We start from the raw sequence: 25367 nt of genomic DNA, 5'->3' as shown, positions 1-25367 counted from the left end.
GAGCAGTCCGACGCGCACGTCAGGCCCGCTCGACGAGGGTCGGCTGCTCGGTCGCCGCGGCGGAGGGCTCGGTCCAGGCCGGGTCGTGGTCGGCGGCCATCGGCTCCCGCGTCGTGGTGCCCGTCCACATCGCAGCGGCGGCCACCGTCACCAGCGCGGCACCGAGGACGTGCAGCGACACCAGCCCCTCGGGCACCCCCAGCGCGTATTGCACGCCGCCGAGGACACCCTGCGCGACGACCACGGCGACCAGCACCGCGTAGCGGCGGCGCACCGTCGCCGGTGCGGCGACGGCATGCAAGGCGAACCCGAGCCCGACGAGCAGGCCGAGGTAGCCGAACAGCAGGTCGGCGTGCAGCTGCGCCATCGCGGGCACCCCGGCGGCCAGCCGTGGTGTGTCGGCGTCGCCCGAGTGCGGGCCCGCGGCCGTGACGAACGTGCCGGCCAGCAGCAGGGCGCTCAGCACGGCCGACGAGACGCCCACCAGTCCGCGGACCGCGCCGGGCACCAGCCTGCGCGGTGGCCCGTCACCCTCGTCGACGGCCGACACGAGCACCACGGCGAGCCACACCAGCGCCATCGACACGAGGAAGTGCACGCTGACGCTCCACCACACCAGCCCGAGCAGCACGGTGAACCCGCCGATCACCGCCTGCGCGACCACGCCCAACGGCTGCAGCAGTGCCAGGCGGACGAGCCGTGACCGGCGTGGGCGGGTGTTGAGTGCGGCCAGGAAGCAGAGCCCGGTGACCAGCACGACCGCGAACGTGAGCATGCGGTTGCCGAACTCCACCCACTGGTGCAGAGCCGCGACCTCCGGGTGCGGCGTCGGGACGAGGCTGCCCGGGAAGCACTGGGGCCAGGTCGGGCAGCCCAGCCCGGACCCGGTCACCCGCACGACCGAACCGGTGACCGCGATGCCCGCCTGCGCGACGACGGCGGCGACCGCCAGGCGGCGCAGCACGGCGGGGGGCACGGGGAGCAGGCGGTCGAGGAACGCAGGTCGGGCCACGCAGCGATCGTAAGCGGGGTCAGCGGAGACGGACGGTCCGGACCGCCAGCGCGGTGCCGGCGACCGTCCACGCCACGAGCACCAGAACCGGGCCCGCGCCGGGCGCGGCTCCGGTGGTCAGCACGGTGCGCAGACCCTCGGCCAGCGCTCCGGACGGCAACAGCGCCGCCACCGCGGCGATCGGCCCGGGGAGCCGCTCCAGGGGCACGACGATCCCGCCCGCGAGCAGCAGCACGAACCACACCGCGTTCGCGACCGCCAGCACGACCTCCGCCCGCAGCGTCCCGCCCAGCAGCAGCCCCAGCGCCGCAAACGCGGCGCAGCCGAGCAGCACCAGCAGCAGCGCCCAACCCAGGCCCGCGGCAGGCGGCCGCCAGCCGAGGAGGGCGGCGAGCAGCACGAGCACGACCATCTGCAGGGCGACGGTGGCGAGCACCGCGGCCAGCCGTCCGGCGACGAGCAGCCAGCGCGGCAGCGCCGTCGCGGCGAGCCGCCGGATCACCCCGTAGCGCCGGTCGAAGCCCAGCGAGATGGCCTGGCTCGTGAACGCGGTCGACATCACCGCGAGCGCCAGTACCGACGGCGTCACCGCGGCGACCCGGGGCTCGGGCAGCGGGACGACGTCGACCACGGTGAGGCCGATCAGCAGCAGCACCGGGATGACCAGCGTGAGCAGCACCTGCTCGCCGTTGCGCAGAGCCAGCCGCAGCTCGGTGGCGGCCTGCGCCGCGAGCATCCGGGCCGGCGCACCGGCGCCCGGCCGCGGGGTGAAGGTGCCGGGTGCGAACGGAGGGCTCACGGCCGCAGCTCCCGGCCGGTGAGCTCCAGGAAGACGTCTTCGAGGCTGCGCCGCGCGACCTGCACGTCGTCGGCCAGCGCGCCCTGCGCCGCGCACCAGCCGGTGATCGCCGACAGCACCGCGGGGTCGATGCGGCCCTGCACGACGTAGCGGCCCGCCAGCGTCTCCGCGGCGTGGTAGCCGGCAGGCAGCGCGGTGGCGAGGTCGGCCACGTCCATCCCGGGACGGGCGCGGAACCGCAGCTCCTGGTCGCCCCCCGTGGTCAGCGCCGTCGGGCTGCCCTCCGCGACGACCTTCCCGTGGTCGACGATCACGACATGGTCGGCCAACGCCTCGGCCTCCTCCATCAGGTGCGTCGTCAGCAGCACGGCCACCCCGTCGCGGCGCAGCGCGTCGACCAGCTCCCACACGAGCCGGCGACCCTGTGGGTCGAGCCCCGCCGTGGGTTCGTCGAGGAACACCAGCTCCGGCCGCCCGACGATCGCGCACGCCAGCGCGAGCCGCTGCTGCTGGCCGCCGGAGAGCCGCTTGTACGGGATCCGGGCGCAGCCGCCGAGGCCCAGCACGTCGATCAGCCAGGCCGGGTCCAGCGGGTGTTCGGCGCAGGAGGCGACCAGCCGCAGCATCTCCCCGGCCCGCACCCCCGGGTAGGCCCCGCCGCCCTGGGGCATGACGCCGATCCGGGCGCGCAGCGCGTCGGGCGCACCGGCGGGGTCCGTGCCCAGCACGCGGACCTCGCCGGCGTCCCCCGTGGCGAAGCCCGTGCAGATGTCGACGGTGGTCGACTTCCCGGCCCCGTTCGGGCCGAGCAGGGCGAGCACCGAGGCGCGCGCGAGCGTCAGGTCCAGCCCGTCCACCGCAGTCACGGAGCCGTAGCGCTTGACCAGCCCGCGGACCGCCACGACCGGCGGTTCCGCTGGACCGGGATCGGGTCGGCGCGGGCGCGGGCTCACGGAGCGAAAGTCTAGGTCGGCGACGTGGGCCCCGTTCGGGACGGGGGACCCGCGACCTCCGGCCGGGTGTCTGCCGGCGGTTCCGGGGGTGCGGTCGCCGGCGGCGAGGGGGCGTCGTCAGGATCGTCGAGGGGCGCCCCGCCCAGGTCGTCGCCGACCGCCGGGGGCTCCGTGCTTCCGAGGACGGCATCGGGAGCGGCCGCGACGGCCGGAGCGGCCCCGCGCAGCTCGCGCCGCACGAGGAGCAGCGCGACCACGAGGATGACGATCCCGGCCATGATCGACAGCGGCAGCTGGAACGACCGGAACGCGAAGTCGGCGCCCGTGGGCGGCAGCATGACCGCGAGCAGTGCCGAGGCCGCCAGCGCCGCGCGCCGGTGCCGCGGCATCCCGCGGGTGGCGGCCAGCGGGATCGCCGCCCAGAGCAGGTACCAGGGGTGCACGACCGGCCCGAGCAGCACCACCGCACCGAGCCCGACGCCGACCCCCGTGACGGGATCCAGCCGCCCGCGCAGCACGAGGAGCAGGAGCCGCAGGCACAGCAGCGCGGCGACGATGCCGCCGAGGCCGCGGGTGATGGTCAGCACCGTGTCGGTGTGGTCGCCGAGGCCCGCGAGGATCCCGATCTGCCCCGAGAGCTGCCCCAGGTCCGTGGCGAGCGACATCCAGCTGCGGATGACGTTCGCCGTGCCCTGCGTGCCGATCCAGCCGAAGCCGAGCCCGGTGCCGACCGCGAGTGCGACGATCACGGCGGCGGTGACCGCTCCCAGCACGGCGGCGGAGGCGGCGACGTCGCGCACGCGCCCGCCGCGCCGCCGCGCCGCCTCCATGCCGACGAACCCGAGCGCGAGGATCGCGGGGAGCTTGACCGACGCACCCAGCGCGACGACGACGGCACCGGTGAGGAACAGGGGATCGCCCAGGCCCCCACCCCGACCGGTACCGCCGCGCTCCCGGGGCACCCGGTCCAGCCCGCGCAGGCTCAGCTCGACGCCGGCGAGCATCAGCCCGATCATCAGGCCCTCGTTGTGGATGCCGCTGACCAGGTGGAACAGCACCAGCGGGTTCGCGACGCCGAGCCAGAGCACGAGGCCTGCGTCGAGGTTGCAGCGCCGGCCCAGCCGCGGCAGCGCCCAGATGATCAGTGCCACGCCGCAGAGCGCGAGGACGCGGTGGGCGAACAGGCCCTGGATCACGTCGGACCGGGTCAGCGTGGTGATGCCGCGGCCGAGCGCGAGGAACAGCGGGCCGTACGGGGCGGGCGTGTCGCGCCAGATCGTCGGGATCGTGCGGGTGAGGGGGTCGTCGACGCCCAGCGCCGCGGCGGGGCCCTGCAAGTAGGGGTCAAGGCCGCGTGCGGCGATCGCACTCTGTGCGAGATAGCTGTAGACGTCCTTGGAGAACATCGGCGGAGCCAGCGCGAGCGGCAATGCCCACAGCAGGCCGGTGCGCGCGAGCTGGGTGCGGTCCGGGGCCGGGGCGACCGCGCCGCGGGCGCGGAGCATGCGGCCGATCCACAGCCACGCCAGCACGAGCATGCCCATGCCGGCGTAGGTGATCGCGATCGCGGCGGTGGCGTTCCGCGCGGGCAGGCTGATCACCCGCAGCCCGAACAGCGGGTTCGGCACGGGCAGGGCGCCCGCGCCGAGCGCGCCGACGCCCATCATCAGGGTGCCGGTGAGCCCGAGCCGTCGCGGGATCCGGGCGGGGTCGCGCACCGTCGGGAGCCCGGCCTCCGGCACGCCGACCGGCGGTGCAGGGGTGGCCGGCGGTGGGGTGCCCAACCCGGCCCGCGACATGTCCGCAGGGTAGCGACCTGGTCCGACAGTGAGCCCGCTCACCCGACCCCGCTGGAAGGGGGGCCGCCTTTGCCGATCACGCCGATATAGGTAACACTGGTGTTGTGAAAAGCGCCCACCCGGTTCCGGTCGCGGACCCGGCCCCCATCCGCCGGGGTCCGGAGGCTGCCGTGGACGCGGGTGCCGCTGCCGAGGCGGGGCATCCGGAGGGCCGCACCCGCACCGCGGTCGCCCGGCTGCTGATGGAGCACGGGCCGAGCACCGCCGCGGCGGTGGCGGCCGAGCTGGAGCTGACCGGCCCGGCGGTCCGCCGCCACCTCGACGCGCTGATCGAGGCCGGCGAGGCCGAGTTGCGCGACGCGCCCCGGCTCGGGCCGCGCGGCCGGGGGCGCCCGGCGCGGCACTACCTGCTCACCGACGCAGGCCGGGCCCGGTTCGGGCACGGGTACGACGACCTCGCCGTCTCCGCGCTGCGCTACCTCGCCGCGCACGCCGGGGAGAAAGCGGTCGACGGTTTCGCCGCCCAGCGCATCACGGACCTCCTCGGTCCGGCCGCCGCGCAGGTGCGCGCCGCCGGGGCGCCGCAGGAGCGGGTCGCCGTGCTCGCCGGGGTGCTGGCCGCCCGGGGCTACGCCGCCCAGATCCGCGAGGTCGGCACCGGAGGCCACCGCGGCGCCCAGGGCAGCATCCAGCGCAGCATCCAGCTCTGCCAGCACCACTGCCCGATCGCCCACGTGGCCGCGGAGTTCCCGCAGCTGTGCGAGGCCGAGACCCGTGCCTTCGCCGAGGTGCTCGGCACGCACGTGCAGCGGCTGGCGACCATCGCACGCGGCGACACCGCGTGCACCACACACGTCCCGCTCGAGGCTCCCGAACGCCCCGAGAGGAACAGTGACCGATCCGCCTCCCGCGGGGCGGTCGGCTCACCCACCACCACCCCGCCGGCAGCGGCGGGACGAGAGGGAGGCAGTCCCCATGACGACCGCTCCTGAGGTGCACGCCCCGGACAAGGGCGGCAGCCTCACACAGGAGGAGACGCTCGCGACGCTCGGCCGGTACGACTTCGGCTGGTCCGACCCGGACGTCGCAGGTTCCTCGGCACGCCGGGGCCTCTCCGCCGATGTCGTCGCCGACATCTCCCGCCTGAAGAACGAGCCCGCCTGGATGCTGGAGTTCCGGCTCAAGGCGCTCGGGCTCTTCGAGAAGAAGCCCATGCCGCGCTGGGGTGCCGACCTGTCGGGCATCGACTTCGACAACATCAAGTACTTCGTGCGTTCCACGGAGAAGCAGGCCGCCACCTGGGACGACCTGCCGGCCGACATCAAGAACACGTACGACAAGCTGGGCATCCCGGAGGCCGAGAAGGCCCGCCTGGTGTCCGGTGTCGCTGCGCAGTACGAGTCCGAGGTCGTCTACCACCAGATCCGCGAAGACCTGGAACAGCAGGGCGTGATCTTCCTGGACACCGACACCGCGCTGCGCGAGCAGCCGGAGCTGTTCCGGGAGTACTTCGGCTCGGTGATCCCGAGCGGCGACAACAAGTTCTCCGCGCTGAACTCGGCCGTCTGGTCGGGCGGGTCGTTCATCTACGTGCCGCCGGGCGTGCACGTCGACATCCCGCTGCAGGCCTACTTCCGGATCAACACCGAGAACATGGGCCAGTTCGAGCGCACGCTGATCATCGTCGACGAGGGCGCGTACGTGCACTACGTCGAGGGCTGCACCGCGCCGATCTACAAGTCGGACTCGCTGCACTCCGCGGTGGTGGAGATCGTCGTGAAGAAGGGCGGCCGCTGCCGCTACACGACCATCCAGAACTGGTCGAACAACGTCTACAACCTGGTCACCAAGCGGGCGAAGGCCTACGAGGGCGCGACCATGGAGTGGGTCGACGGCAACCTCGGCTCCAAGGTGACGATGAAGTACCCGGCCGTGATGCTCATGGGCGAGCACGCCAAGGGCGAGGTGCTCTCCATCGCCTTCGCGGGCGAGGGCCAGCACCAGGACGCGGGCGCGAAGATGACGCACCTCGCGCCGCACACGTCGTCGACGATCATCAGCAAGTCGGTGGCGCGCGGCGGCGGCCGGACGTCGTACCGCGGGCTGGTCCGGGTCAACCCGAACGCCCACCACAGCCGCTCCACGGTGAAGTGCGACGCGCTGCTGGTCGACACGATCAGCCGCTCCGACACCTACCCGTACGTCGACGTGCGTACGGACGACGTGTCGATGGGCCACGAGGCCACGGTCTCCAAGGTCAGCGACGACCAGCTGTTCTACCTGATGAGCCGCGGCCTGACCGAGGACGAGGCGATGGCGATGGTGGTGCGCGGGTTCGTCGAGCCCATCGCGCGCGAGCTGCCCATGGAGTACGCGCTGGAGCTGAACCGCCTCATCGAGCTGCAGATGGAGGGCTCGGTCGGATGACCGTGGAGAATCATCTGGCTGAGAACGTCACCGGGCTCGCCCCGGAGCTGGCGGGCGCCAAGGAGGGCCAGGGGAGCAAGCCGCTCGCCTCGGCGAGCGAGCGCTTCACGTCCTACGACGTCGAGGCGTTCGAGGTCCCCGGCGGCCGCGAGGAGAACTGGCGGTTCACCCCGCTGCGCCGTCTGCGCGGTCTGCACGACGGTTCTGCGCCGTTCGACGGCACGGCGGTCGTCGAGATCGCCGGAGCCGGCGAGGGCGTCGTGGTCGAGCGGGTCACCCGCGACGACGCCCGCGTCGGCGAGGGCGGGGTGCCTGCGGACCGCGTCGCCGCCCAGGCCTGGGCCTCGGCGCCGGACGTCACGGTCGTGACGCTCGACGGCCGGCCGGCACCGCTCGACATCACCGTCAGCGGGCCGGGAGCGGGCGTCACCGCCGCCGCGCACCTGCAGCTGCGCACGCGGCCGTTCGCCGAGGCCACCGTCGTGCTCACGCACGTCGGGTCCGGCGCGTTGGCCGACAACCTCGAGGTCGTCGTGGCCGACGGGTCGCGGCTGACGCTCGTGGTGACTGACGAGTGGGCGGACGACGCCGTGCACGTCGGCGCACAGCACCTCGCGCTGGGGCGCGACGCCACGCTGAAGGTGATCTCCGTGGCGCTGGGCGGCGACCTCGTCCGGATCAGCCCCACGGTCGCCTTCCGCGGGCCCGGCGGCGACGTCGAGCTGGTCGGGCTCGGCTACGCCGACGCCGGGCAGCACCTCGAGCAGCGGCTGCTGGTCGACCACTCGGTGCCGAACTGCAAGTCGAACGTGCTCTACAAGAACGCGCTGCAGGGCGACGCCGCGCACACCGTGTGGATCGGCGACGTGCTGATCCGGGCCGCCGCGGAGAACACCGAGACCTTCGAGTTCAACCGCAACCTGGTGCTGACCGAGCGCGCCCGCGCCGACTCGGTGCCGAACCTGGAGATCGAGACCGGCGAGATCACCGGCGCCGGCCACGCGAGCGCGACGGGCCGGTTCGACGACGAGCAGCTGTTCTACCTGCAGAGCCGCGGCATCCCGGAAGACGTCGCGCGCCGCCTGGTCGTCCGCGGGTTCTTCGGCGAGATCCTAGCCCGCCTTCCCCTTCCCGAGCTGCGTGAACGGCTGGAGGCGGCCATCGAGGCCGAGCTCGCCGTCACCGGCGTCTGAGCGAACCGTCCCACCACACCTGGAGCACTCCGAGACATGTCCACCCTGGAAATCAAGGACCTGCACGCCGAGGTGGCCGCCGAGGGCGGTCCCAAGGAGATCCTCAAGGGCGTCGACCTCACCGTCCGCGCCGGCGAGACCCACGCGATCATGGGCCCCAACGGCTCGGGCAAGTCGACGCTGGCCTACGCGATCGCCGGGCACCCCAAGTACGTCATCACGAGCGGTTCGGTCACGCTCGACGGCGGTGACGGAATCAAGCACGACGTGCTCGCGATGACGGTCGACGAGCGCGCCCGCGCGGGCCTGTTCCTCGCCATGCAGTACCCGGTCGAGGTCCCCGGCGTGTCGACGGCGAACTTCCTGCGGTCGGCGGCCACCGCCGTCCGCGGCGAGGCCCCGAAGCTGCGCACCTGGGTCAAGGAGGTCAAGCAGGCGATGGCCGACCTCGACATCGACTCCGACTTCGCCGAGCGCAACGTGAACGAGGGCTTCTCCGGCGGTGAGAAGAAGCGCCACGAGGTGCTCCAGCTCGCGCTGCTCAAGCCGAAGATCGCGATCCTGGACGAGACCGACTCGGGCCTGGACGTCGACGCGCTGCGTGTCGTCAGCGAGGGCGTGAACCGCTTCAAGGCCGCGGGCGACGTCGGTGTCCTGCTCATCACGCACTACACCCGGATCCTCAAGCACATCAGCCCGGACGTCGTGCACGTGTTCGCCGGCGGGCGGATCGTGGAGTCCGGCGGCGCCGAGCTGGCGGACGAGCTCGAGACCAACGGCTACGTGAAGTACGCGGGCGTCTCGGAGTCGGCCGCAGCGTCCGCCGCGGTCTGATGACGGCCGTCGCATCGGGGACGGCAGCCGCCGTCCTCGACATCGAGAAGATCCGGGCCGACTTCCCGATCCTGTCGCGCACCGTCCGCGACGGTCGTCCGTTGGTCTACCTCGACTCGGGGGCGACGGCGCAGCGGCCGCGGCAGGTGCTCGACGCCGAGCGCGCGTTCCTCGAGCAGCACAACGCGGCCGTGCACCGCGGCGCGCACCAGCTCGCCGAGGAGGCCACTGACGCCTACGAGTCGGCCCGCGCCCGGATCGCGGCGTTCGTCGGGGCGGACCCGAACGAGGTGGTGTTCACGAAGAACGCCACCGAGGGGATCAACCTCGTCGCCTACGCGTTCGGCAACGCCTCGGTCCGCACCGCGCTGGGGCCGGAGTCGGCGCGGTTCGCACTCGAGCCCGGTGACGAGATCGTCGTCACCGAGCTGGAGCACCACGCGAACCTCGTGCCGTGGCAGGAGCTGTGCCGGCGCACCGGTGCCGTGCTGCGCTGGTACTCCGTGACGGACGACGGGCGGCTGGACCTCGACTCGCTCGAGCTGTCGGAGCGCACGAAGATCGTGGCGTTCGCGCACCAGTCCAACGTGCTCGGCAGCGTGCTGCCGGTCGCGGAGCTGGTGGCGCGGGCCCGGGCGGTCGGGGCGTTGACGGTGCTCGACGCGTGCCAGTCGGTGCCGCACCAGCCGGTCAACCTGACCGCGCTCGGGGTCGACTTCGCGGCGTTCTCCGGGCACAAGATGCTCGGTCCGTCCGGGGTCGGGGTGCTGTGGGGACGCGGCGAGCTGCTCGCCGCCCTGCCGCCGTTCCTCACCGGCGGCTCGATGATCGAGCTGGTGCGCATGGAGGGGTCGACGTACGCCCCGCCGCCGCAGCGGTTCGAGGCGGGCGTGCCGATGACGTCGCAGGCCGTCGGCCTGGGTGCCGCCGTCGACTACCTCAACGGGCTGGGCATGGAGGCCGTGTTCGCCCACGAGCTCGCGCTCACCCGTGCGGCGCTCGACGGGCTGGCGCAGGTCCCCGGGGTCCGGATCATCGGTCCGCGTGACCTCGCGGACCGCGGCGGCGCGGTGTCGTTCGTCGTCGACGGCGTGCACGCCCACGACGTCGGGCAGGTGCTCGACGACCGCGGGGTGGCCGTGCGGGTGGGACACCACTGCGCGTGGCCGCTGCACCGCCGGTTCGGGGTGGCCGCCACGGTCCGGGCCACCTTCGCCGTGTACAACACGCCGGACGAGGTGGCTGCGCTGGTGGACGGCGTGCACGCGGCCCGCGACTTCTTCGGGGTGAGCTGATGAAGCTGGAGCAGATGTACCAGGAGATCATCTTGGATCACTACCGGTCGCCGCACGGCGCCGGCCTGCGTGAGCCGTTCGACGCCGAGTCGGTCCAGATCAACCCCACGTGCGGCGACGAGATCACGCTGCGCGTGGCGCTCGACGGCTCCGGCGACACCGTCACCGTGCGCGAGGTCTCCCACGAGACGCTGGGCTGCTCGATCAGCCAGGCGTCGGCGTCGGTGCTGACGGACCTGGTCGTCGGCCGGTCGGTGACCGACTCGTTGAAGGTGCTCGCGGCGTTCCAGGAGATGGCGCAGGGCCGCGGGCAGGTCGAGCCGGACGAAGACGTGCTCGGCGACGGCGTGGCGTTCGCCGGGGTGGCCCGCTACCCCGCGCGGGTGAAGTGTGCGCTACTGGGCTGGATGGCGTTCAAGGACGCGGTGGCCCGGGGCTCAGTGGTCCGGGGCTCAGAGGTCCGGCACAGCGAGAAGGAAGGCGCGTGACATGACCGACCAGCAGACCGCTCCGGCGGCGACCGAGGACGACGTCGTGCGGGGCGCCGCGGGGATGCCCGAGCCGCCGCCGGCACCGTCGGCCGCCGACCCCGTGCTGGACGACATCGAAGAGGCGATGCGCGACGTCGTCGACCCCGAGCTGGGGATCAACGTGGTCGACCTCGGCCTGGTCTACGGCCTCGCCGTCGACGACCGGATCGCCACGATCGACATGACGCTGACGTCGGCGGCCTGTCCGCTGACCGACGTGATCGAAGACCAGGCGCGTTCGGCGCTGACCACCACCGGCCTGGTCGACGACATCAAGATCAACTGGGTCTGGATGCCGCCGTGGGGCCCGGAGAAGATCACCGAAGACGGCCGCGAGCAGCTGCGGGCGCTCGGCTTCCGCGTCTGACCGATCAGGGGGTGCCGACCGGGTCGTTCTTCCGCAGACCCGGTCTCAGGGCCGGACCGACGAGCCGCCCGCGCAGCCCCCACCCGGCCCGGCCGAACAGGGCGTTCATGGCGGCGACCGTGGCGCCGAGGTCGTCGCGGCCGGTCAGGTAGGTCCAGCGGTGGCGCTCGGGCAGGGCGAAGAACACCTCGAAGAAGGCGGGCACCTCCCCGGGGGGCATGCGCAGCAGCGCCTCCAGGCCTCGGCGGCGCAGCGCGTGCACCGCCTTGGCCGCGGGTGACCACACCACGGTCCGGGCCGCCGCGAGGGCGCCCCGCGGATCGCCGGGCAGGTGCGCGGCCAGCGCGTCGGCGACGATCGGGGCCAGCCGCAGTGCCGCCGCCACGCTGAACCCGCTGGCCGGGTGCACCAGCGGTGCCGCGGCCCCGAACCCGAGCGCGGTGGGGGAGCGGTGGCGGCGGGCGTCGACCGGGAAGTGGACGTGCTCGTCGTCGGCGCCCGGGTCCGGCTCGACGCCGGCCCGGGAGAGGCGCGCGTGGAGCCGGTCGCGCAACTGCGCGGTCGGCAGGCCCGGGCGGCGCGCCAGCGAGGTCTCCTCCAGCAGCACGCGGCCGTCGCCGAGCGGGATCGCGTAGAGGAACGTCGGCCAGTCGGCGCCCGCCGACGGCGTCCAGTCCATGAACAGCGCCTCGCCCGGCCCGACCACCGGCGCCGCGGTCGCCTCGTCCACGATCACCCCGTAGGCGGTCTGCTCGGCCGCGGGCCGCGGCTCGGGCAGCCGGGGGAGCAGCGGCTGGCGGTAGCCCCCGGCGTCGACGACGGCCCGCGCAGGCAGCCGGGTGCCGTCGGCGAGCGCGACACCGTCGGCGTCCCGCTGCACGACGCGACCGGTGACCACCGTGACCCCGGCGAGCCCGGCGTCGAGGTGGGCACGCAGGCCGGGCACGTCGATGACGGTGTACTCCCAGCCCAGCTCCCACGGGGAGAGCGCGACGGCCCGGCCGCGGGCCCGGGCGGCGATCACAGAGGCGGGGAGATCGGTGGGGAGCTCGGCGGTGAACGCGCCGTAGGTGATCCGCCACGCCCGCGCAGGCGACGGGTCCACCAGCGCCGTGTGCAGCCCGCGGGAGGCGCAGGCCCCGGCGAGCGCCCGGCCTGCCGGTCCGGCTCCGACGACGACGACGTCGTGGAGCGCGGCGGGATCGGCACGGTGGTCGGGGGAGCGCACGTCGCCAGTCTGCCGCTTCGCCGAGGTGCGCGCGTGATCGTCGTCCGGGTGAGATGACCTGCACGGGTGCAGCCCATGTCACCGAGGCGTCGATCACCCATAGGGTGCGCGGGTGGTGCGGACCCGGGAGGTGGCGGGGGGCGGCCGGGCGGTCGAGGTGGAGCCCGATCGCCTCCTCGGCTGGTTCGCGCGGTTCGTCGAGCGCCACGGCGGCCCGCTCGCGGTCGATGGCACGGCCGGCCACCTGCGGTTCCGGGCCACGGACGGTGCGACGGCCGAGGTGACCGTGCCCTTCGGCGGCCTCGCCACGGATGTCGGCGTCGATCCCGTCGCCGCCCTGCACGCCCACCTCACCGCTCCGCGGCGTATCGGGATCGTGCTCGTCCGGCTCGGCGGCTACAGCCTCGGCGTCGCGGTCGGCGGCGTGGTCGACACGTCGACGACCGGCTCCCGGCTCGTGCACGGACGCAACCGCAAGGGCGGCTCGTCGTCGGGTCGGTTCGCCCGTCGCCGCGACAACCAGGCGCGGGCGGCACTGGACGCCGCGGCCGACGCCGTCGCCCGGTTCCTGCTGCCGGTCGCCGACACCCTCGACGCGGTCGTGCTCGGTGGCGACACCGCCGCGCTCGACGAGCTGCGCGCCGACCGCCGCCTCACCGCGCTGCTGGCCCGGGCCGAGCCGCGTGTCCTGGACGTCCCCGAGCCCCGCCGCGTGGTGCTCGACGACGCCGCCCGACGCGCCCTGGCCGTCGAGATCGTGGTCCACGACCCCCAGTCGTGAGTCAGCCGAGCCCGCCGGTCGCGAGCAGGCCGCCGTCCACGCGCACGGTCTCGCCGGTGATCCACGCCGCCGCGTCCGACACGAGGAACCCGACCAGCCCGGCGACGTCCTCCGGCGTCCCCAGCCTACCCAGCGGGTACGCGGCGGCCACCTGCTCCTCGCGACCCGTGTAGAGCGCCGTCGAGAACCGCGTCCGGACGACGGCGGGGGCCACGGCGTTCACCCGGATCCCCGGCCCGAGCTGCCACGCCAGCTCCTCGGTCAGTCGGATCAGCGCGGCCTTCGCCGCCCCGTAGGCGCCGATGTCGCCGGTCGAGCGCAGGCCCGCGACCGAGGCCATGTTGACGACCGCGCCCCCGTGCGCCCCCATCCACGCCCGGTGCGCGAGCTGCACGAACCCCAGCGCCGCCACCACGTTGACGTCAAAGGTCTTGCGGACGGCGTCGAGGTCGGCGTCGACGAGCGGCCCGAACTGCGGGTTGACCCCGGCGTTGTTGACCAGGATCGCGAGCCCGCCGAACGCTGCGACGGTGGCGTCGACGGCGTCGGCCCGCGCGGCCGGATCCCCGGCGTTGCCCGCGACCGCGAGCACCCGGGACGTGTCGCCGCCGGCGGGGCCGTCGGCCAGCTCGGCCGCCGCAGCCGTCAACTCCTCGCGCTTGCGTCCGGTGATCGTCACGGCCGCACCCCGGGTGAGGAGCTCGGCGGCGACCGCCCGGCCGATGCCCCGGCTGCCGCCGGTGACCAGCGCCGCGCGGCCGGCCAATGACGTGAGCTCGCCCATGCGCCGACCCTATGGCGCCGGCCGGGCTCCTGCGGCCGGTAAACTGGACGTCGTGGCCCGGATCGGGTAGCGCCCTCGGCCGCCACCACCTGCCGATGTGCCCGCCCTGCCCCGCCCCGTCTGGAGCCACGTGATCACCGCGACCGACCTGGAACTGCGTGCCGGGTCCCGCATCCTGCTGTCCGGAGCCACGCTGCGGGTGCAGGCCGGCGACCGGATCGGCCTCGTCGGCCGCAACGGCGCCGGCAAGACCACCTCGATGCGGGTGCTCGCCGGCGAGGGCGAGCCGTACGCGGGCGCGGTCGCCGCGACCGGGCCCGTCGGCTATCTGCCCCAGGACCCGCGCGAGGGCGACCTCAGGGTCAGCGCCAAGGACCGGGTGCTCTCCGCCCGCGGCCTGGACCAGCTGCTGCGCGACATGGAGAAGGCGCAGACGGCCATGGCCGAGCTGGTCGACGGTGCGCAGAACGACAAGGCGGTGCGCGACTACGGGCGCATCGAGGAGCGGTTCTCCGCCCTCGGCGGGTACGCCGCGGAGAGCGACGCCGCGCGGATCTGCGCGCACCTCGGGCTGCCGGACCGCGTGCTCAACCAGACCATCCAGACGCTCTCGGGTGGTCAGCGGCGCCGCGTCGAGCTGGCCCGGATCCTGTTTGCGGCCTCGGACGGCGGCGGTGGGGGAGCGCCGAGTGCGACGACGCTGCTGCTGGACGAGCCCACGAACCACCTCGACGCCGACTCGATCACCTGGCTGCGCTCGTTCCTCTCCGCCCACGAGGGTGGGCTGGTCGTGATCAGCCACGACACGGAGCTGCTCGCGGCCGTCGTGAACAAGGTGTGGTTCCTCGACGCCACGCGCGGCGAGGTCGACGTCTACAACATGGACTGGCGCCGCTACCAGGAGGCGCGGGCGACCGACGAGAAGCGCCGCCGTCGGGAGCGGGCGAACGCGGAGAAGAAGGCCTCGGCACTGCACACGCAGGCCCTGAAGATGGGCGCCAAGGCGACCAAGGCCGTCGCGGCGAAGAACATGGCGCGGCGGGCGGACGAGCTGCTGGCGGGCCTGGAGCCCGAGCGGAGGAACGACAAGGTCGCGCGGATCCGCTTCCCGAACCCCGCCCCGTGCGGTCGCACGCCGCTCACCGCGGAGGGGCTGTCCAAGGCGTACGGCTCGCTCGAGGTGTTCACCGGTGTCGACCTGGCCGTCGACAAGGGCGCGAAGGTCGTCGTGCTCGGCCTGAACGGCGCGGGCAAGACCACCCTGCTGCGCATGCTGGCGGGCGCCGAGGTCCCGGACGCCGGCGAGGTCGTGCCCGGGCACGGGCTGCGGATGGGATACTTCGCCCAGGAGCACGACACGCTCGACATGGCGGCGACGGTGTGGCAGAACGTCCGGCACGCCTCGCCGGACACCCCGGAGCAGCAGCTGCGCACGCTGCTGGGGGCGTTCATGTTCAGCGGTGAGCAGCTCGACCAGCTCGCGGGCACGCTCTCGGGCGGCGAGCGGACGCGCCTCGCGCTGGCCGGGCTGGTGTCGAGCGCCGCGAACGTGCTGCTGCTCGACGAGCCCACGAACAACCTGGACCCGGCGAGCCGTGAGCAGGTGCTCGACGCGCTGCGGCACTTCGCCGGCGCCGTCGTGCTCGTCACCCACGATCCGGGAGCGGTCGAGGCCCTGTCGCCGGACAAGGTCATCGTGCTGCCCGACGGGACCGAGGACCACTGGTCGGCGGACTATCTGGAGCTCGTCCAGCTCGCGTGACGTTCCGGAGCGGCCGAGGTTCCATTGATCACCCGACTGCGTGATCCGTTCGGGCGAACCGTTCACCGATCCGCAACCGCACTGGTGGCCTACGGTGCGTGTGTCGACGATCATTGTCCCACGGAGGGGCGGACCTGCCCCGATGTCGCGGGACGCTCGCACGGAGCGTCCGCGTGATGGGCCCGTGTGGGGCAATGGAGGAGGTCCATTCGTCGTGGCCGACCTGAAGAAGGGTGCACGGATCACCGGCACCCAGCGCGACAAGCTCGCCAGTGACCTGAAGAAGAAATACGAGAAGGGCGCGAGCATCCGTGCCCTGGCCGAGTCGACGGGGCGGTCGTACGGCTTCGTGCACCGCGTCCTCAGCGAGTCGGGTGTGACACTACGTGGCCGCGGCGGTGCCACCCGGGCGAAGAAGACCTCGTAACCGGACGGTACGAGTACGCGTCCCGTCCTGGGACGGGCTCTGCGCCCGCCGCAAACGAGGGGTAACCGTGGGCGCAGCGTCGGTCGTTCGCGGGTGACGCCGCCCGACACCGGCATCGGGGCCGGGCGGCGTCACCGCGGATGCCGGGGTCGCACGAACCTCCGGGGCATGCTTGTGTCTTTCACTGTCAATCAATCAATGACGCACCGGATCGTCAATCGATCGCCGACCGGAACTGTCGGGGATGGGGAGCACCATCCGACATGCCGCAGCAGGGGAGCAGTGCAACGGTGTAACCGTGGTTGACGCACACGAGCGGGAGGACTGCCGATGGACCGGCCGTGGGGGCTGATGCGCGGGGCCGCCCGCGCGGCGGACGCTCCCAGGTCGGTGAAGCCGGGAACGGTCGGCCGGATCTGGCGGTTCGCCCGGCCCTACCGGCGTTGGTTGCTGGCGTTCCTGCTGCTCACCGTCGTCGGGGCGGGGATCGGGGTCGCCACCCCGGTGCTCGCGGGCCGGGTGGTGAACGCGGTCGTGGCGGGCGGGCAGGTCTCGGCCGCGGCGGCGACGGTCGTCGGGCTGGCAGCCGGCATCGCGGCGCTCGCCGTGCTCGAGGCGGTGACGGGGCTGGTGTCGCGGTGGTTCTCCTCGCGCATCGGCGAGGGGCTGATCGTCGACCTGCGCAAGGCCGTGTACGCGCACGTGCAGCGGATGCCCGTCGCGTTCTTCACCCGCACCCGGACCGGGGCGCTCGTCAGCCGCCTCAACAACGACGTCATCGGCGCCCAGTCGGCGATCACCTCGACGCTGGCCAGCGTGCTGAGCAACGTCATCCAGCTGGCCCTCGCCCTGGCGGTGATGATCGGCCTCGCCTGGCAGGTGACGCTGCTGGCGCTGCTGCTGCTGCCGATCTTCGTGCTGCCCGCCCGCCGGATGGGTGGGCGGATCGCCGAGCTGCGGCGCGAGTCGGCCGACCTCAACGCCCAGATGAGCAGCCAGATGACGGAGCGGTTCTCCGCGCCGGGGGCGACGCTGGTGAAGCTGTTCGGCCGGCCGGAGGAGGAGGTCCGCGACTTCGGCGAGCGGGCCGAGCGGGTGCGCGACATCGGGGTGCGCACGGCGATGGTGTCGCGGGTGTTCGTCACGGCGCTGTCGCTCGTGTCGGCGCTGGCCCAGGCCCTGGTCTACGGGCTCGGCGGCTACCTGGCGGTCACGGGGGTGATCGCCCCCGGCACCATCGTCACGCTGGCCCTGCTGCTCACCCGGCTGTACACGCCGATGACGGCGCTGGCGAACGCCCGGGTCGACGTGATGACGGCGCTGGTCTCGTTCGAGCGCGTCTTCGAGGTGCTCGACCTGGAGCCGCTCATCACCGAGCGCCCGGACCCGCGGCCGCTCCCGCCGGGGCCCGTCTCCGTGCGGCTGCGCGGCGTGCACTTCGCCTACCCGGGTGCGGAGCGCGTGTCGCTCGCGTCGCTGGAAGACGTCGCGGTGCTCGACCGCCGGACGAACGCGGACGTGCTGCACGGGGTCGACCTGGAGGTCGGCGGCGGCCGGTTGCTGGCGCTCGTCGGCCCGTCAGGGGCGGGGAAGTCGACTATCGCCGCGTTGGTCCCGCGCCTCTACGACGTCGACCGCGGCGCCGTGGAGCTCTCAGGCGTCGACGTGCGCGATCTGTCGTTCGCGGCGCTGCGCGACGCGGTGGGGGTGGTCACGCAGGACGGGCACCTGTTCCACGACACGATCGCGACGAACCTGCGCTACGCGGCCCCGGACGCGACGGACGCCGAGCTCGCCGAGGCGCTGCACCGCGCCCGGCTGGGTGACCTGCTCGACGCGTTGCCGGACGGCCTGGAGACGGTGGTGGGGGAGCGTGGCTACCGGTTGTCGGGCGGCGAGCGGCAGCGTCTGACGATCGCCCGGTTGCTGCTGGCCCGGCCGCGGGTCGTGATCCTGGACGAGGCCACCGCGCACCTCGACTCCGAGTCCGAGGTCGCCGTGCAGGCGGCGCTGACGGAGGCGCTGGCGGGACGCACGGCGATCGTCATCGCCCACCGGCTCTCGACGGTCCGGGCTGCGGACGAGATCGCCGTGGTCGAGGCGGGCCGGGTGGTGGAACGGGGCACGCACGACGACCTGCTCGCCCTGGGCGGCCGGTACGCATCGCTCCACCGGACGCAGTTCGCGACGCACCCGTCCGACGACGACGTGGCCTGCCTGGTGCCGGGTTGTGATCTCGTGCACCTGCCGGCGGGAGACGGTAAGCCCCTGCCAGGATCGAACGTTGCCGTGAGCATCGCTAACGATCGCATCCATCGAACGAGGTAGTGACGTGCCCGACCTGACCCGTCGTCGACGGATGCTGGTCCTCGCGATCTGCTGCTCGAGCCTGTTCATCGTCGGGCTCGACAACACGATCGTGAACCTGGCGCTTCCCGCCATCCGCCGCGACCTGGGCTCGTCGCTGTCGGGTCTGCAGTGGGTGATCGACGCATACACGGTGGTGCTCGCGAGCCTGCTGATGCTGGGTGGGTCCATCGGCGACCGCATCGGCCGCCGCCGGACGTTCCAGACCGGCCTCGCGCTCTTCGGCGCGGGTTCGCTGCTCTGCAGCATCGCGCCCACCACCGGCTCGCTGATCGCGTTCCGCGCGCTGCAGGCGGTCGGCGGTTCGATGCTCAACCCCGTCGCGATGTCGATCATTACGAACGTCTTCACCGAGCGTGCCGAACGGGCCAAGGCCATCGGCGTGTGGGGCAGCGTCCTCGGACTCTCCATGGCGCTCGGCCCGCTGCTCGGCGGCCTGCTGGTCGACACCGTCGGCTGGCGGTCCGTGTTCTGGCTCAACGTCCCGGTCGCCGTGGCCGTCGTCGTGCTCACGGTGCGGTTCGTCCCCGAGTCCCGGGCCCCGCGGGCGCGCCGGTTCGACCCCGCAGGTCAACTGTCGATGATCGTGCTGCTGGCCGGGGTGACCTTCGGGATCATCGAGGGCCCGGGCCACGGGTGGGGGAGCCCGCTGATCCTCGGGTCCTTCGCCGCAGCCGCGGCGGCACTGGTCACGCTGCTGGTCGTCGAGTCGCGGCGCGCCGAGCCGCTGCTGGACCCGCGCTTCTTCGCGAGCATCCCGTTCTCCGCCGCGACGCTGATCGCCGTCGCGGCCTTCGCGGCGTTCGCCGGGTTCCTCTTCGTCAACGCGCTCTACCTGCAGGAGGTCCGGGGATACTCGCCGCTGCACGCGGGGTTGCTGACCCTGCCGATGGCGGCGATGACGGCCGTCCTGCCGCCGATCTCCGGGAGGATGGTGGCCCGGCACGGCGCGCGGCTGCCGCTGGCGATCGGCGGCCTGGGCATCGCCACCGGCGGAGGCCTGCTGCTGGCCCTGGACGTCGACACCCCGCTGGTGCTGATCGTCGTCGCGTACGTGGTCTTCGGGATCGGCTTCGGGATGGTCAACGCGCCGATCACGAACACGGCGGTCTCGGGGATGCCGCTGGCCCAGGCCGGCGTGGCCGCAGGGGTCGCGTCGACGAGCCGCCAGGTCGGCTCCGCGCTCGGCGTGGCGGTGCTGGGCTCGCTGGTCACGGCGCACCTGGGCACCTCGATGACGGCGGGCTTCGCCGCAGCCGCCCGGCCCGCCTGGATCGTCGTGATCGGGTGCGGGCTGGTGGTGCTGGCGCTGGGCCTGGCGAGCACGACGGCCCGCGCCCGGGAGTCGGCCCGGCGGACGGCCGAGCGGTTCGCCGCGCCGGCCCCCGTACCGGCCGGGGCGCCCGTCAGCTGACCGGACCTGCCGCCGGGGCGACCGTGACCGTCCGGCTCACCCGGCGGTGATCTCGGCGGTGATCTCGGCGGTGCCCCGCATACGGGAGCCGCGGACGGGGAATCGGCGCGGGGTGACCGACTTCCTCCTGGCGACCGCCCGTCCGGTGCCCGCGGTGCACCGGATCGTGGTGCTGCGCGCCAACGGCCTCGGCGACTACGTCGTGGCGCAGCCCGCGCTCGCCGCCCTGCGGGCCGCCTACCCGGACGCGACGATCACGCTGGTGACGTCACCCCCGGTCGCCGCGCTGCTCGACGGCCGGCCGTCGCCGGTGGACGAGGTGCTGGCCGCCCCACGGGTCGCGGGCGTGCGGGGAGAGCCCGGCCCGGACGGGCCGCCGAACGACCCGCCCGAGGTCGTCGAGGCGTTCTGCGCGGCCATGCGGGCACGCGACTTCGACATGGGGGTGCAGCTGCACGGAGGCGGCGGCAACGCGAACCCGCTCCTGCTGCGGTTCGGGGCACGGGTCACGGCCGGGAGCCGCGCGCCGGGCGCCGCCCCGCTGGACCGGACGGTGCCGTGGACGGCGTTCCAGCACGATCTGATGCGGTGGCTGGAGGTCGTCTCGCTGGTCGGGGCCGAGCCGGTCCACCTGCGCCCGCACGTCGCCGTGACGGATCAGGACCGCGCCGAGGCCGCCCAGGCACTGGACGGACCGGGCGACACCGCGGGCGGTCCGCTCGTCGCCGTGCATCCCGGAGCGACCGACCCCCGCCGACGCTGGCTGCCGCACCGGCTCGGGGAGCTGGGCGCCGAGCTGGATGCCCGGGGAGCCCGGATCGTGCTGCTCGGCGGGGCCGGCGACGCCCCCCTCGTCGACGACATCCGCGCGGGCCTCGGCGCGGCGGCCGACCGCGCCCTCGACCTGTCCGGCCGACTGTCGCTCGCCGGTCTCGTCGGCGTGCTGGAGCGCGCCGACCTGTTCGTCGGCAACGACTCCGGCCCGCGGCACCTGGCCGAGGCCGTGGGGACGGCCACGGTGGGGGTCTTCACGCGGGCCAATCTCGTCGACGTGGCCCCGCTGTTCCGCGCGCGGCACCGCGTGCTCGTGTCGTGGGCGAGCCGGTGCGTGGTGTGCGGCGCCGACTACTTCGCGGAGCCCTGCGGGCACGACGCCAGCGTGCTGGGCGACGTGACGGTGGACGACGTGCTGGCGCCCGCGCTGGAGTTGCTCGACCTGCCGGTGCGCCGGCCCGTGGAGGCGGTGTCCTGACGCCGCACCGCGCCCTCCACGAGGTCGAGCACCGCGTCGAGCTCGTCGACCGGCAGCCCCTGGGCCAGGTGTGACACCAGCCCCTCCAGCACCAGGTCGAGGAAGCGGGCGAGCACCGGCACGGGGACGTCGTCGCGGACCGCCCCCGCCGCGGCCTGCCGCTCCAGGCGGGCCCGGGTGGCCGTGGCGAGGGCCGCGGAACGGGCGCGCCAGCGTTCCTGGAACTCGGGGTCGGTGCGCAGCCGTCGGGACACCTCGAGCCGGGTGCCCAGCCAGCTGCGCTCGTCACCGTCCGGATGTGCCAGCAGCTCGCGCATGACCTGCACGAGGCCCTGCGCGGCGACGACGTCCGCCATCCGCTCGGCGTCCTGCTCGGCGAGGGCGAGGAACAGCGCGTCCTTGTCGCGGTAGTGGTGGAAGATCGCTCCGCGCGACAGCCCCGTGCTCTCCTCCAGGCGGCGCACCGTCGCGCCTTCGTAGCCGAAGCGGGTGAAGCACGCCCGGGCGCCGTCGAGGATCTGCTGCCGCCGCGCGGTGATGTGATCGCGGCTGACCCGGGGCACCCGACCACCCTAGGGCGTTCGCGCGTGTGCGGCCCGGGGGCCGCCGATGGACGCGAAACTGTCGGTGGCCGGGGGTAGCGTCCGAACCGTGACGACCTCTGACACCGCGCACCACGACAAGAACCGCGTGCTGCGCACCCGGGACGACGCCGAGGGATACGTTGCCTCGGTCTGTTTCAAGCACGGTCCTCCGCGGCTGGCCGGGGTGGAACTCGAGTGGCTGGTGCATCAGGCCGCCACACCCGCCGCCCCGCTGGACCCCACGATGCTGCGTACCGCGCTCGGACCGTACGCACCGACCTCGCTCGACCCCGGTTCCCCGGCCCGTGCACTGCCGGGAGGCTCCCTGGTCACCGTCGAACCCGGCGGCCAGGTGGAGCTGGCCAGCCCGCCGCTGGCCCCCTTCGGCACCCTGGTCCGCACCGTCATCGCCGACTCCACGGTGCTCCACGACCGCCTCGCCGCCCACGGCCTCGCCGTCTCTCCGTCCGCCGCAGACGCGGTGCGACCCGCACGCCGGGTTCTCGACCTTCCCCGCTACCGCGCCATGGAGCACCGCTTCGACCGGATCGGCGCCTGGGGCCGCAGCGGGATGTGTTCCACCGCCGCGGTGCAGGTGTGTCTCGACGCGGGAGAGAAAGCCGAGATCGGCCGTCGCTGGGACGCCGTGCACGCCCTGGGCCCGGTGCTGATCGCGGCGTTCGCGAACTCGCCGGTGCTGCACGGTCGGCGCACCGGGTGGAAGTCGTCGCGGCTCGCCGCCTGGCTGGCCCTCGACCCGCAACGCACCGCCCCGCCGCCCCCCTCGTCCGGCGACCCGGCGGCCGCGTGGGCCCGTCGGGTGCTCGACACCGAGCTGCTGTGCGTCCGGCGCGCGGACGGCCGGTGGGACGCGCCGCCCGGCGTCACGTTCGCCGCGTGGATCCGGGGCGACGCCGCACTGCCCGGTCCGCCCACGGTCGCGGACCTCGAGTACCACATCTCCACCCTGTTCCCGCCGGTCCGGCCGCGCGGACATCTGGAGATCCGCTACGTCGACGCCCAGCCCGGGCGGCGCTGGGCACTGCCGGCGGCGGTCCTCGCCGCCGTGCTGTCCGATGCGGAGGTGAGGGATCGGGCACGCGACGCCTGCGAGCCCGCGCTCGGGCGGTGGATCTCCGCTGCCCGGTACGGCCTCGCCGACCGGGTGCTGCAGCGGTCCGCCGTCACGGTGTTCGAGCTGGCCCTGTCCGCCCTGGCGCCGCTCGAAGCGCCGTCGTGGCTGGTCGGCGAACTGACCGTGGCGCTGGAGCGCGGCGTGCGGCGGGGGCTGTGCCCCGCCGACCGCGTCAGGCCGGCCCCCGGACCGCCCGCCGCCGGCAGTACGGCACACACCGGCGGCACATCCCCGGCCGGCCCGGCCGACGTCCCCGAGGAGGCACGCGCATGACCGTCACCGAACCCGGCCCCCTGCCCGGCGGCCCCCTGTCCGACGAGTGGGGCACGGAATCCCTGCGCACCCGCGTCGCCGAGCTGCTGGAGCGGGCCCGCGCCCGCACCCGCGTCCTCACCGAGGCCGTCGACGAGGCCGACCTCGTCGCCCAGCACTCCCCGTTGATGTCGCCGCTGGTCTGGGACCTCGCGCACGTGGGCAGCCAGGAGGAGCTGTGGCTGGTGCGCGACGTCGGTGGTCGCGAGCCGCTGCGTCCCGAGATCGACGGGCTCTACGACGCCTTCCAGCACTCGCGGGCCAGCAGGGTCGAGCTGCCGCTGCTCGACCCGTCCGAGGCGCGCGCGTACGTGGCGGAGGTCCGCGAGAAGGCGCTCGACGCGCTCGGAGCCAGCCCGTTGCGCGGCAGACGGCTGGTGGAGCAGGGTTTCGCCTTCGGCATGATCGTCCAGCACGAGCAGCAGCACGACGAGACGATGCTCTCCACGCACCAGCTGCGTGCCGGCCCGCCGGTGCTGCACGCCCCGCCCCCGCCTGCGGCGGCCGCATCGCCCGCGGTCGCCGAGGTCCTCGTCCCCGCGGGGCCGTTCACGATGGGCACCGACACCGAGCCGTGGGCGCTGGACAACGAGCGTCCCGCACATGTCGTCGACCTGCCCGCCTTCCGGATCGACGCCGCCCCGGTCACGAACGGCGCGTACGCGGCGTTCGTCGACGCGGGCGGCTACGACGACCCGCGCTGGTGGAGCGAGCGCGGGTGGGCGCACCGGGTGGAGGGGGGCCTGGTCGCGCCGCAGTTCTGGGAACGCGACGGCGACACGTGGTGGCGGCGGCGCTTCGGCGTGCTGGAGCCCGTGCCGGCCGCCGAGCCGGTGTGCCACGTCTGCTTCTTCGAGGCGGAGGCCTACGCGACGTGGGCGGGCAAGCGGCTGCCCACCGAGGCGGAGTGGGAGAAGGCCGCCCGTTGCGACCCCTCGACGGGCCGCTCGCGGCGCTTCCCGTGGGGCGACGACGAGCCGACGCCCGCTCTCGCGAACCTCGGGCAGCGTCACCTGCAGCCCGCCCCGGTGGGCGCCTACCCGGCGGGGGCGTCGCCGCTGGGGGTGCACCAGATGGTCGGCGACGTGTGGGAGTGGACCACCTCCGGCTGGCACCCCTACCCCGGCTTCAGCGTGTTCCCGTACCCGGAGTACTCGCAGGTGTTCTTCGGCGGCGACTACCGCGTGCTGCGCGGCGGCTCGTTCGGGACCGACGCGGCGGCGATCCGCAGCACCTTCCGCAACTGGGACCACCCGATCCGGCGGCAGATCTTCTCCGGCTTCCGGTGCGCCCGGAACGTGGAGCCCGGTTCCGGGCCGGAGGGTGCCTGACGTGTGCCGCCACCTGGCCTACCTCGGCCCGCCCGTGACCCTTGCCGCGCTGCTGCTCGACCCGCCGCACGGCCTGCTGCACCAGTCGTACGCACCCGCGGACATGCGCGGTGGCGGCACGGTCAACGCCGACGGCTTCGGGGCAGGCTGGTACCCGCCCGCCGCCGGCCCACCGGCCCGCTACCGCAGCGACCGCCCGATCTGGACCGACACCGCGTTCGCGGCGTTCGCGGCGGTGACGCCCGCAGCCGGCGTGCTCGCCGCGGTGCGCTCGGCGACCCCCGGTCTGCCGGTCACCACGGCGGCGGCCGCCCCGTTCGCCGAGGGGCCTTGGTTGTTCAGCCACAACGGGGTGGTCCGCGGCTGGCCCGCCGCGCTGGCCGACCTCGCCGGCCGGTTGCCGGTCACGGACCTGCTCACCCTGGACGCCCCCACCGACTCCGCGGTGCTCTGGGCCCTGGCCCGCCACCGCCTGCGGGCGGGCGACGACCCGGCGGACGTGCTCGCCGACGTCGTGTGCTCCGTCGCCGCCGCGGCCCCGGAGTCGCGGCTGAACCTGCTGCTCACCGACGGCACCACGATCTGGGCCACCACCTGGACGCACGCTCTGTCGGTGCGGCTGGGGGAGGGCGCGGTGACGGTTGCGTCCGAGCCCTCCGACGCCGGCCCCGGCTGGGCCGCCGTCCCGGACCGGCACCTGGTCGTCGCCACCCCCGGCGGCTGTGAGGTCCGGTCGCTGGACACCGGCGCGCCCGCCGCCGGCATCGCGGCCGCCTGACGG

The 25367-nt window shown here is 74.1% G+C and carries 22 protein-coding genes and 1 pseudogene; 16 read left to right on the top strand and 7 right to left on the bottom strand.

Translation table 11 applies throughout. From position 1 onward, the window contains the following. Positions 1-19: 19 nt before the first annotated feature. Genes RM445_RS18120 through mptB form a run of 4 tightly spaced genes read right to left on the bottom strand, consistent with a single transcriptional unit; the run spans position 20 to position 4563 of the window. The gene (locus tag RM445_RS18120; RefSeq protein ID WP_311557757.1) at positions 20-1012 is read right to left on the bottom strand and encodes a COX15/CtaA family protein; all 993 of its coding nucleotides are present in this window, start codon (positions 1010-1012) and stop codon (positions 20-22) included. Between the two features lie 19 nt (positions 1013-1031). After that, positions 1032-1811: an ABC transporter permease gene (locus RM445_RS18115; RefSeq protein ID WP_311557755.1), complete on the bottom strand. Its 780-nt coding sequence runs from the start codon at positions 1809-1811 to the stop codon at positions 1032-1034. Beyond that, positions 1808-2764 carry an ABC transporter ATP-binding protein gene (locus tag RM445_RS18110; protein ID WP_311557754.1) on the bottom strand — a complete coding sequence of 319 codons (957 nt, stop codon included), beginning with the start codon at positions 2762-2764 and terminating at the stop codon, positions 1808-1810. Before RM445_RS18110 ends, RM445_RS18115 begins: the two co-directional genes overlap by 4 nt. A gap of 11 nt (positions 2765-2775) precedes the next feature. Beyond that, the gene (gene mptB, locus RM445_RS18105) at positions 2776-4563 is read right to left on the bottom strand and encodes a polyprenol phosphomannose-dependent alpha 1,6 mannosyltransferase MptB (protein WP_311557753.1); all 1788 of its coding nucleotides are present in this window, start codon (positions 4561-4563) and stop codon (positions 2776-2778) included. 170 nt (positions 4564-4733) lie between these two features. Here mptB and RM445_RS18100 point away from each other — a divergent pair, with 170 nt between their 5' ends. Genes RM445_RS18100 through RM445_RS18070 form a run of 7 tightly spaced genes read left to right on the top strand, consistent with a single transcriptional unit; the run spans position 4734 to position 11209 of the window. Continuing rightward, complete coding sequence (locus RM445_RS18100) at positions 4734-5555, top strand: helix-turn-helix transcriptional regulator (protein ID WP_397469345.1); 822 nt, start codon at positions 4734-4736, stop codon at positions 5553-5555. Further along, entirely contained in the window at positions 5539-6990 is a 1452-nt protein-coding gene (gene sufB / locus RM445_RS18095) for a Fe-S cluster assembly protein SufB (RefSeq protein ID WP_311557752.1), read from the top strand. Before RM445_RS18100 ends, sufB begins: the two co-directional genes overlap by 17 nt. Beyond that, on the top strand, positions 6987-8183 hold the full coding sequence (sufD, locus tag RM445_RS18090; protein ID WP_311557750.1) for a Fe-S cluster assembly protein SufD: 1197 nt from the start codon (positions 6987-6989) through the stop codon (positions 8181-8183). Before sufB ends, sufD begins: the two co-directional genes overlap by 4 nt. A 36-nt stretch (positions 8184-8219) precedes the next feature. Next, on the top strand, positions 8220-9017 hold the full coding sequence (sufC, locus tag RM445_RS18085; RefSeq protein WP_311557749.1) for a Fe-S cluster assembly ATPase SufC: 798 nt from the start codon (positions 8220-8222) through the stop codon (positions 9015-9017). Continuing rightward, complete coding sequence (locus RM445_RS18080) at positions 9017-10312, top strand: cysteine desulfurase (RefSeq protein ID WP_311557747.1); 1296 nt, start codon at positions 9017-9019, stop codon at positions 10310-10312. The genes sufC and RM445_RS18080 overlap by 1 nt, the downstream gene beginning before the upstream one ends. Next, complete coding sequence (sufU, locus tag RM445_RS18075) at positions 10312-10800, top strand: Fe-S cluster assembly sulfur transfer protein SufU (RefSeq protein ID WP_311557745.1); 489 nt, start codon at positions 10312-10314, stop codon at positions 10798-10800. The genes RM445_RS18080 and sufU overlap by 1 nt, the downstream gene beginning before the upstream one ends. Position 10801: 1 nt before the next feature. Then, positions 10802-11209, top strand: a complete 408-nt coding sequence (locus RM445_RS18070) for a metal-sulfur cluster assembly factor (protein WP_311557744.1) — start codon at positions 10802-10804, stop codon at positions 11207-11209. Between the two features lie 4 nt (positions 11210-11213). Here RM445_RS18070 and RM445_RS18065 read toward each other — a convergent pair whose 3' ends face one another. Further along, on the bottom strand, positions 11214-12437 hold the full coding sequence (locus tag RM445_RS18065) for a lycopene cyclase family protein (protein WP_311557743.1): 1224 nt from the start codon (positions 12435-12437) through the stop codon (positions 11214-11216). 112 nt (positions 12438-12549) lie between these two features. Here RM445_RS18065 and RM445_RS18060 point away from each other — a divergent pair, with 112 nt between their 5' ends. Beyond that, the gene (locus tag RM445_RS18060) at positions 12550-13218 is read left to right on the top strand and encodes an acVLRF1 family peptidyl-tRNA hydrolase (protein ID WP_311557742.1); all 669 of its coding nucleotides are present in this window, start codon (positions 12550-12552) and stop codon (positions 13216-13218) included. A gap of 1 nt (position 13219) precedes the next feature. Here the strand turns inward: RM445_RS18060 and RM445_RS18055 are convergent, their stop codons facing one another. After that, complete coding sequence (locus RM445_RS18055; RefSeq protein WP_311557741.1) at positions 13220-14002, bottom strand: SDR family oxidoreductase; 783 nt, start codon at positions 14000-14002, stop codon at positions 13220-13222. A 130-nt stretch (positions 14003-14132) separates the two neighbouring features. On the opposite strand from RM445_RS18055, the gene RM445_RS18050 reads away from it, so the two are divergent. The 5 genes and pseudogenes from RM445_RS18050 to RM445_RS18030 form a co-directional block, all read left to right on the top strand. Then, a complete protein-coding gene (locus RM445_RS18050) occupies positions 14133-15764 on the top strand; it encodes an ABC-F family ATP-binding cassette domain-containing protein (RefSeq protein WP_311557739.1) in 1632 nt (543 codons plus the stop codon). A 214-nt stretch (positions 15765-15978) separates the two neighbouring features. Next, positions 15979-16191, top strand: a complete 213-nt coding sequence (locus RM445_RS18045) for a helix-turn-helix domain-containing protein (protein ID WP_311557738.1) — start codon at positions 15979-15981, stop codon at positions 16189-16191. A 330-nt stretch (positions 16192-16521) separates the two neighbouring features. Continuing rightward, positions 16522-18519, top strand: coding sequence for an ABC transporter ATP-binding protein (locus RM445_RS18040; RefSeq protein WP_311557737.1), 1998 nt, complete (start codon positions 16522-16524; stop codon positions 18517-18519). Positions 18520-18523: 4 nt separating this feature from the next. Next, positions 18524-19972 carry an MFS transporter gene (locus tag RM445_RS18035; protein ID WP_311557736.1) on the top strand — a complete coding sequence of 483 codons (1449 nt, stop codon included), beginning with the start codon at positions 18524-18526 and terminating at the stop codon, positions 19970-19972. A 418-nt stretch (positions 19973-20390) separates the two neighbouring features. Continuing rightward, positions 20391-21035 (top strand): annotated as a pseudogene (locus tag RM445_RS18030) (glycosyltransferase family 9 protein); the annotation flags it as partial. A 62-nt stretch (positions 21036-21097) separates the two neighbouring features. On the opposite strand, the gene RM445_RS18025 reads toward RM445_RS18030, so the two are convergent. After that, on the bottom strand, positions 21098-21787 hold the full coding sequence (locus tag RM445_RS18025; RefSeq protein ID WP_311557735.1) for a TetR/AcrR family transcriptional regulator: 690 nt from the start codon (positions 21785-21787) through the stop codon (positions 21098-21100). An 88-nt stretch (positions 21788-21875) separates the two neighbouring features. Here RM445_RS18025 and egtA point away from each other — a divergent pair, with 88 nt between their 5' ends. The 3 genes from egtA to egtC are packed head-to-tail and all read left to right on the top strand — an operon-like array spanning position 21876 to position 25364. Next, positions 21876-23216 carry an ergothioneine biosynthesis glutamate--cysteine ligase EgtA gene (egtA, locus tag RM445_RS18020; protein WP_311557734.1) on the top strand — a complete coding sequence of 447 codons (1341 nt, stop codon included), beginning with the start codon at positions 21876-21878 and terminating at the stop codon, positions 23214-23216. Beyond that, positions 23213-24586, top strand: a complete 1374-nt coding sequence (egtB, locus tag RM445_RS18015) for an ergothioneine biosynthesis protein EgtB (protein ID WP_311557733.1) — start codon at positions 23213-23215, stop codon at positions 24584-24586. Before egtA ends, egtB begins: the two co-directional genes overlap by 4 nt. Before the next feature lies 1 nt (position 24587). Further along, a complete protein-coding gene (gene egtC, locus RM445_RS18010) occupies positions 24588-25364 on the top strand; it encodes an ergothioneine biosynthesis protein EgtC (protein WP_311557732.1) in 777 nt (258 codons plus the stop codon). The last annotated feature ends 3 nt before the right edge of the window (positions 25365-25367 follow it).

The organism is Pseudonocardia charpentierae, from assembly GCF_031845345.1.
In the GTDB taxonomy this organism is placed as follows: domain Bacteria; phylum Actinomycetota; class Actinomycetes; order Mycobacteriales; family Pseudonocardiaceae; genus Pseudonocardia; species Pseudonocardia charpentierae.
This window is presented reverse-complemented; position numbering and strand designations above follow the sequence as displayed.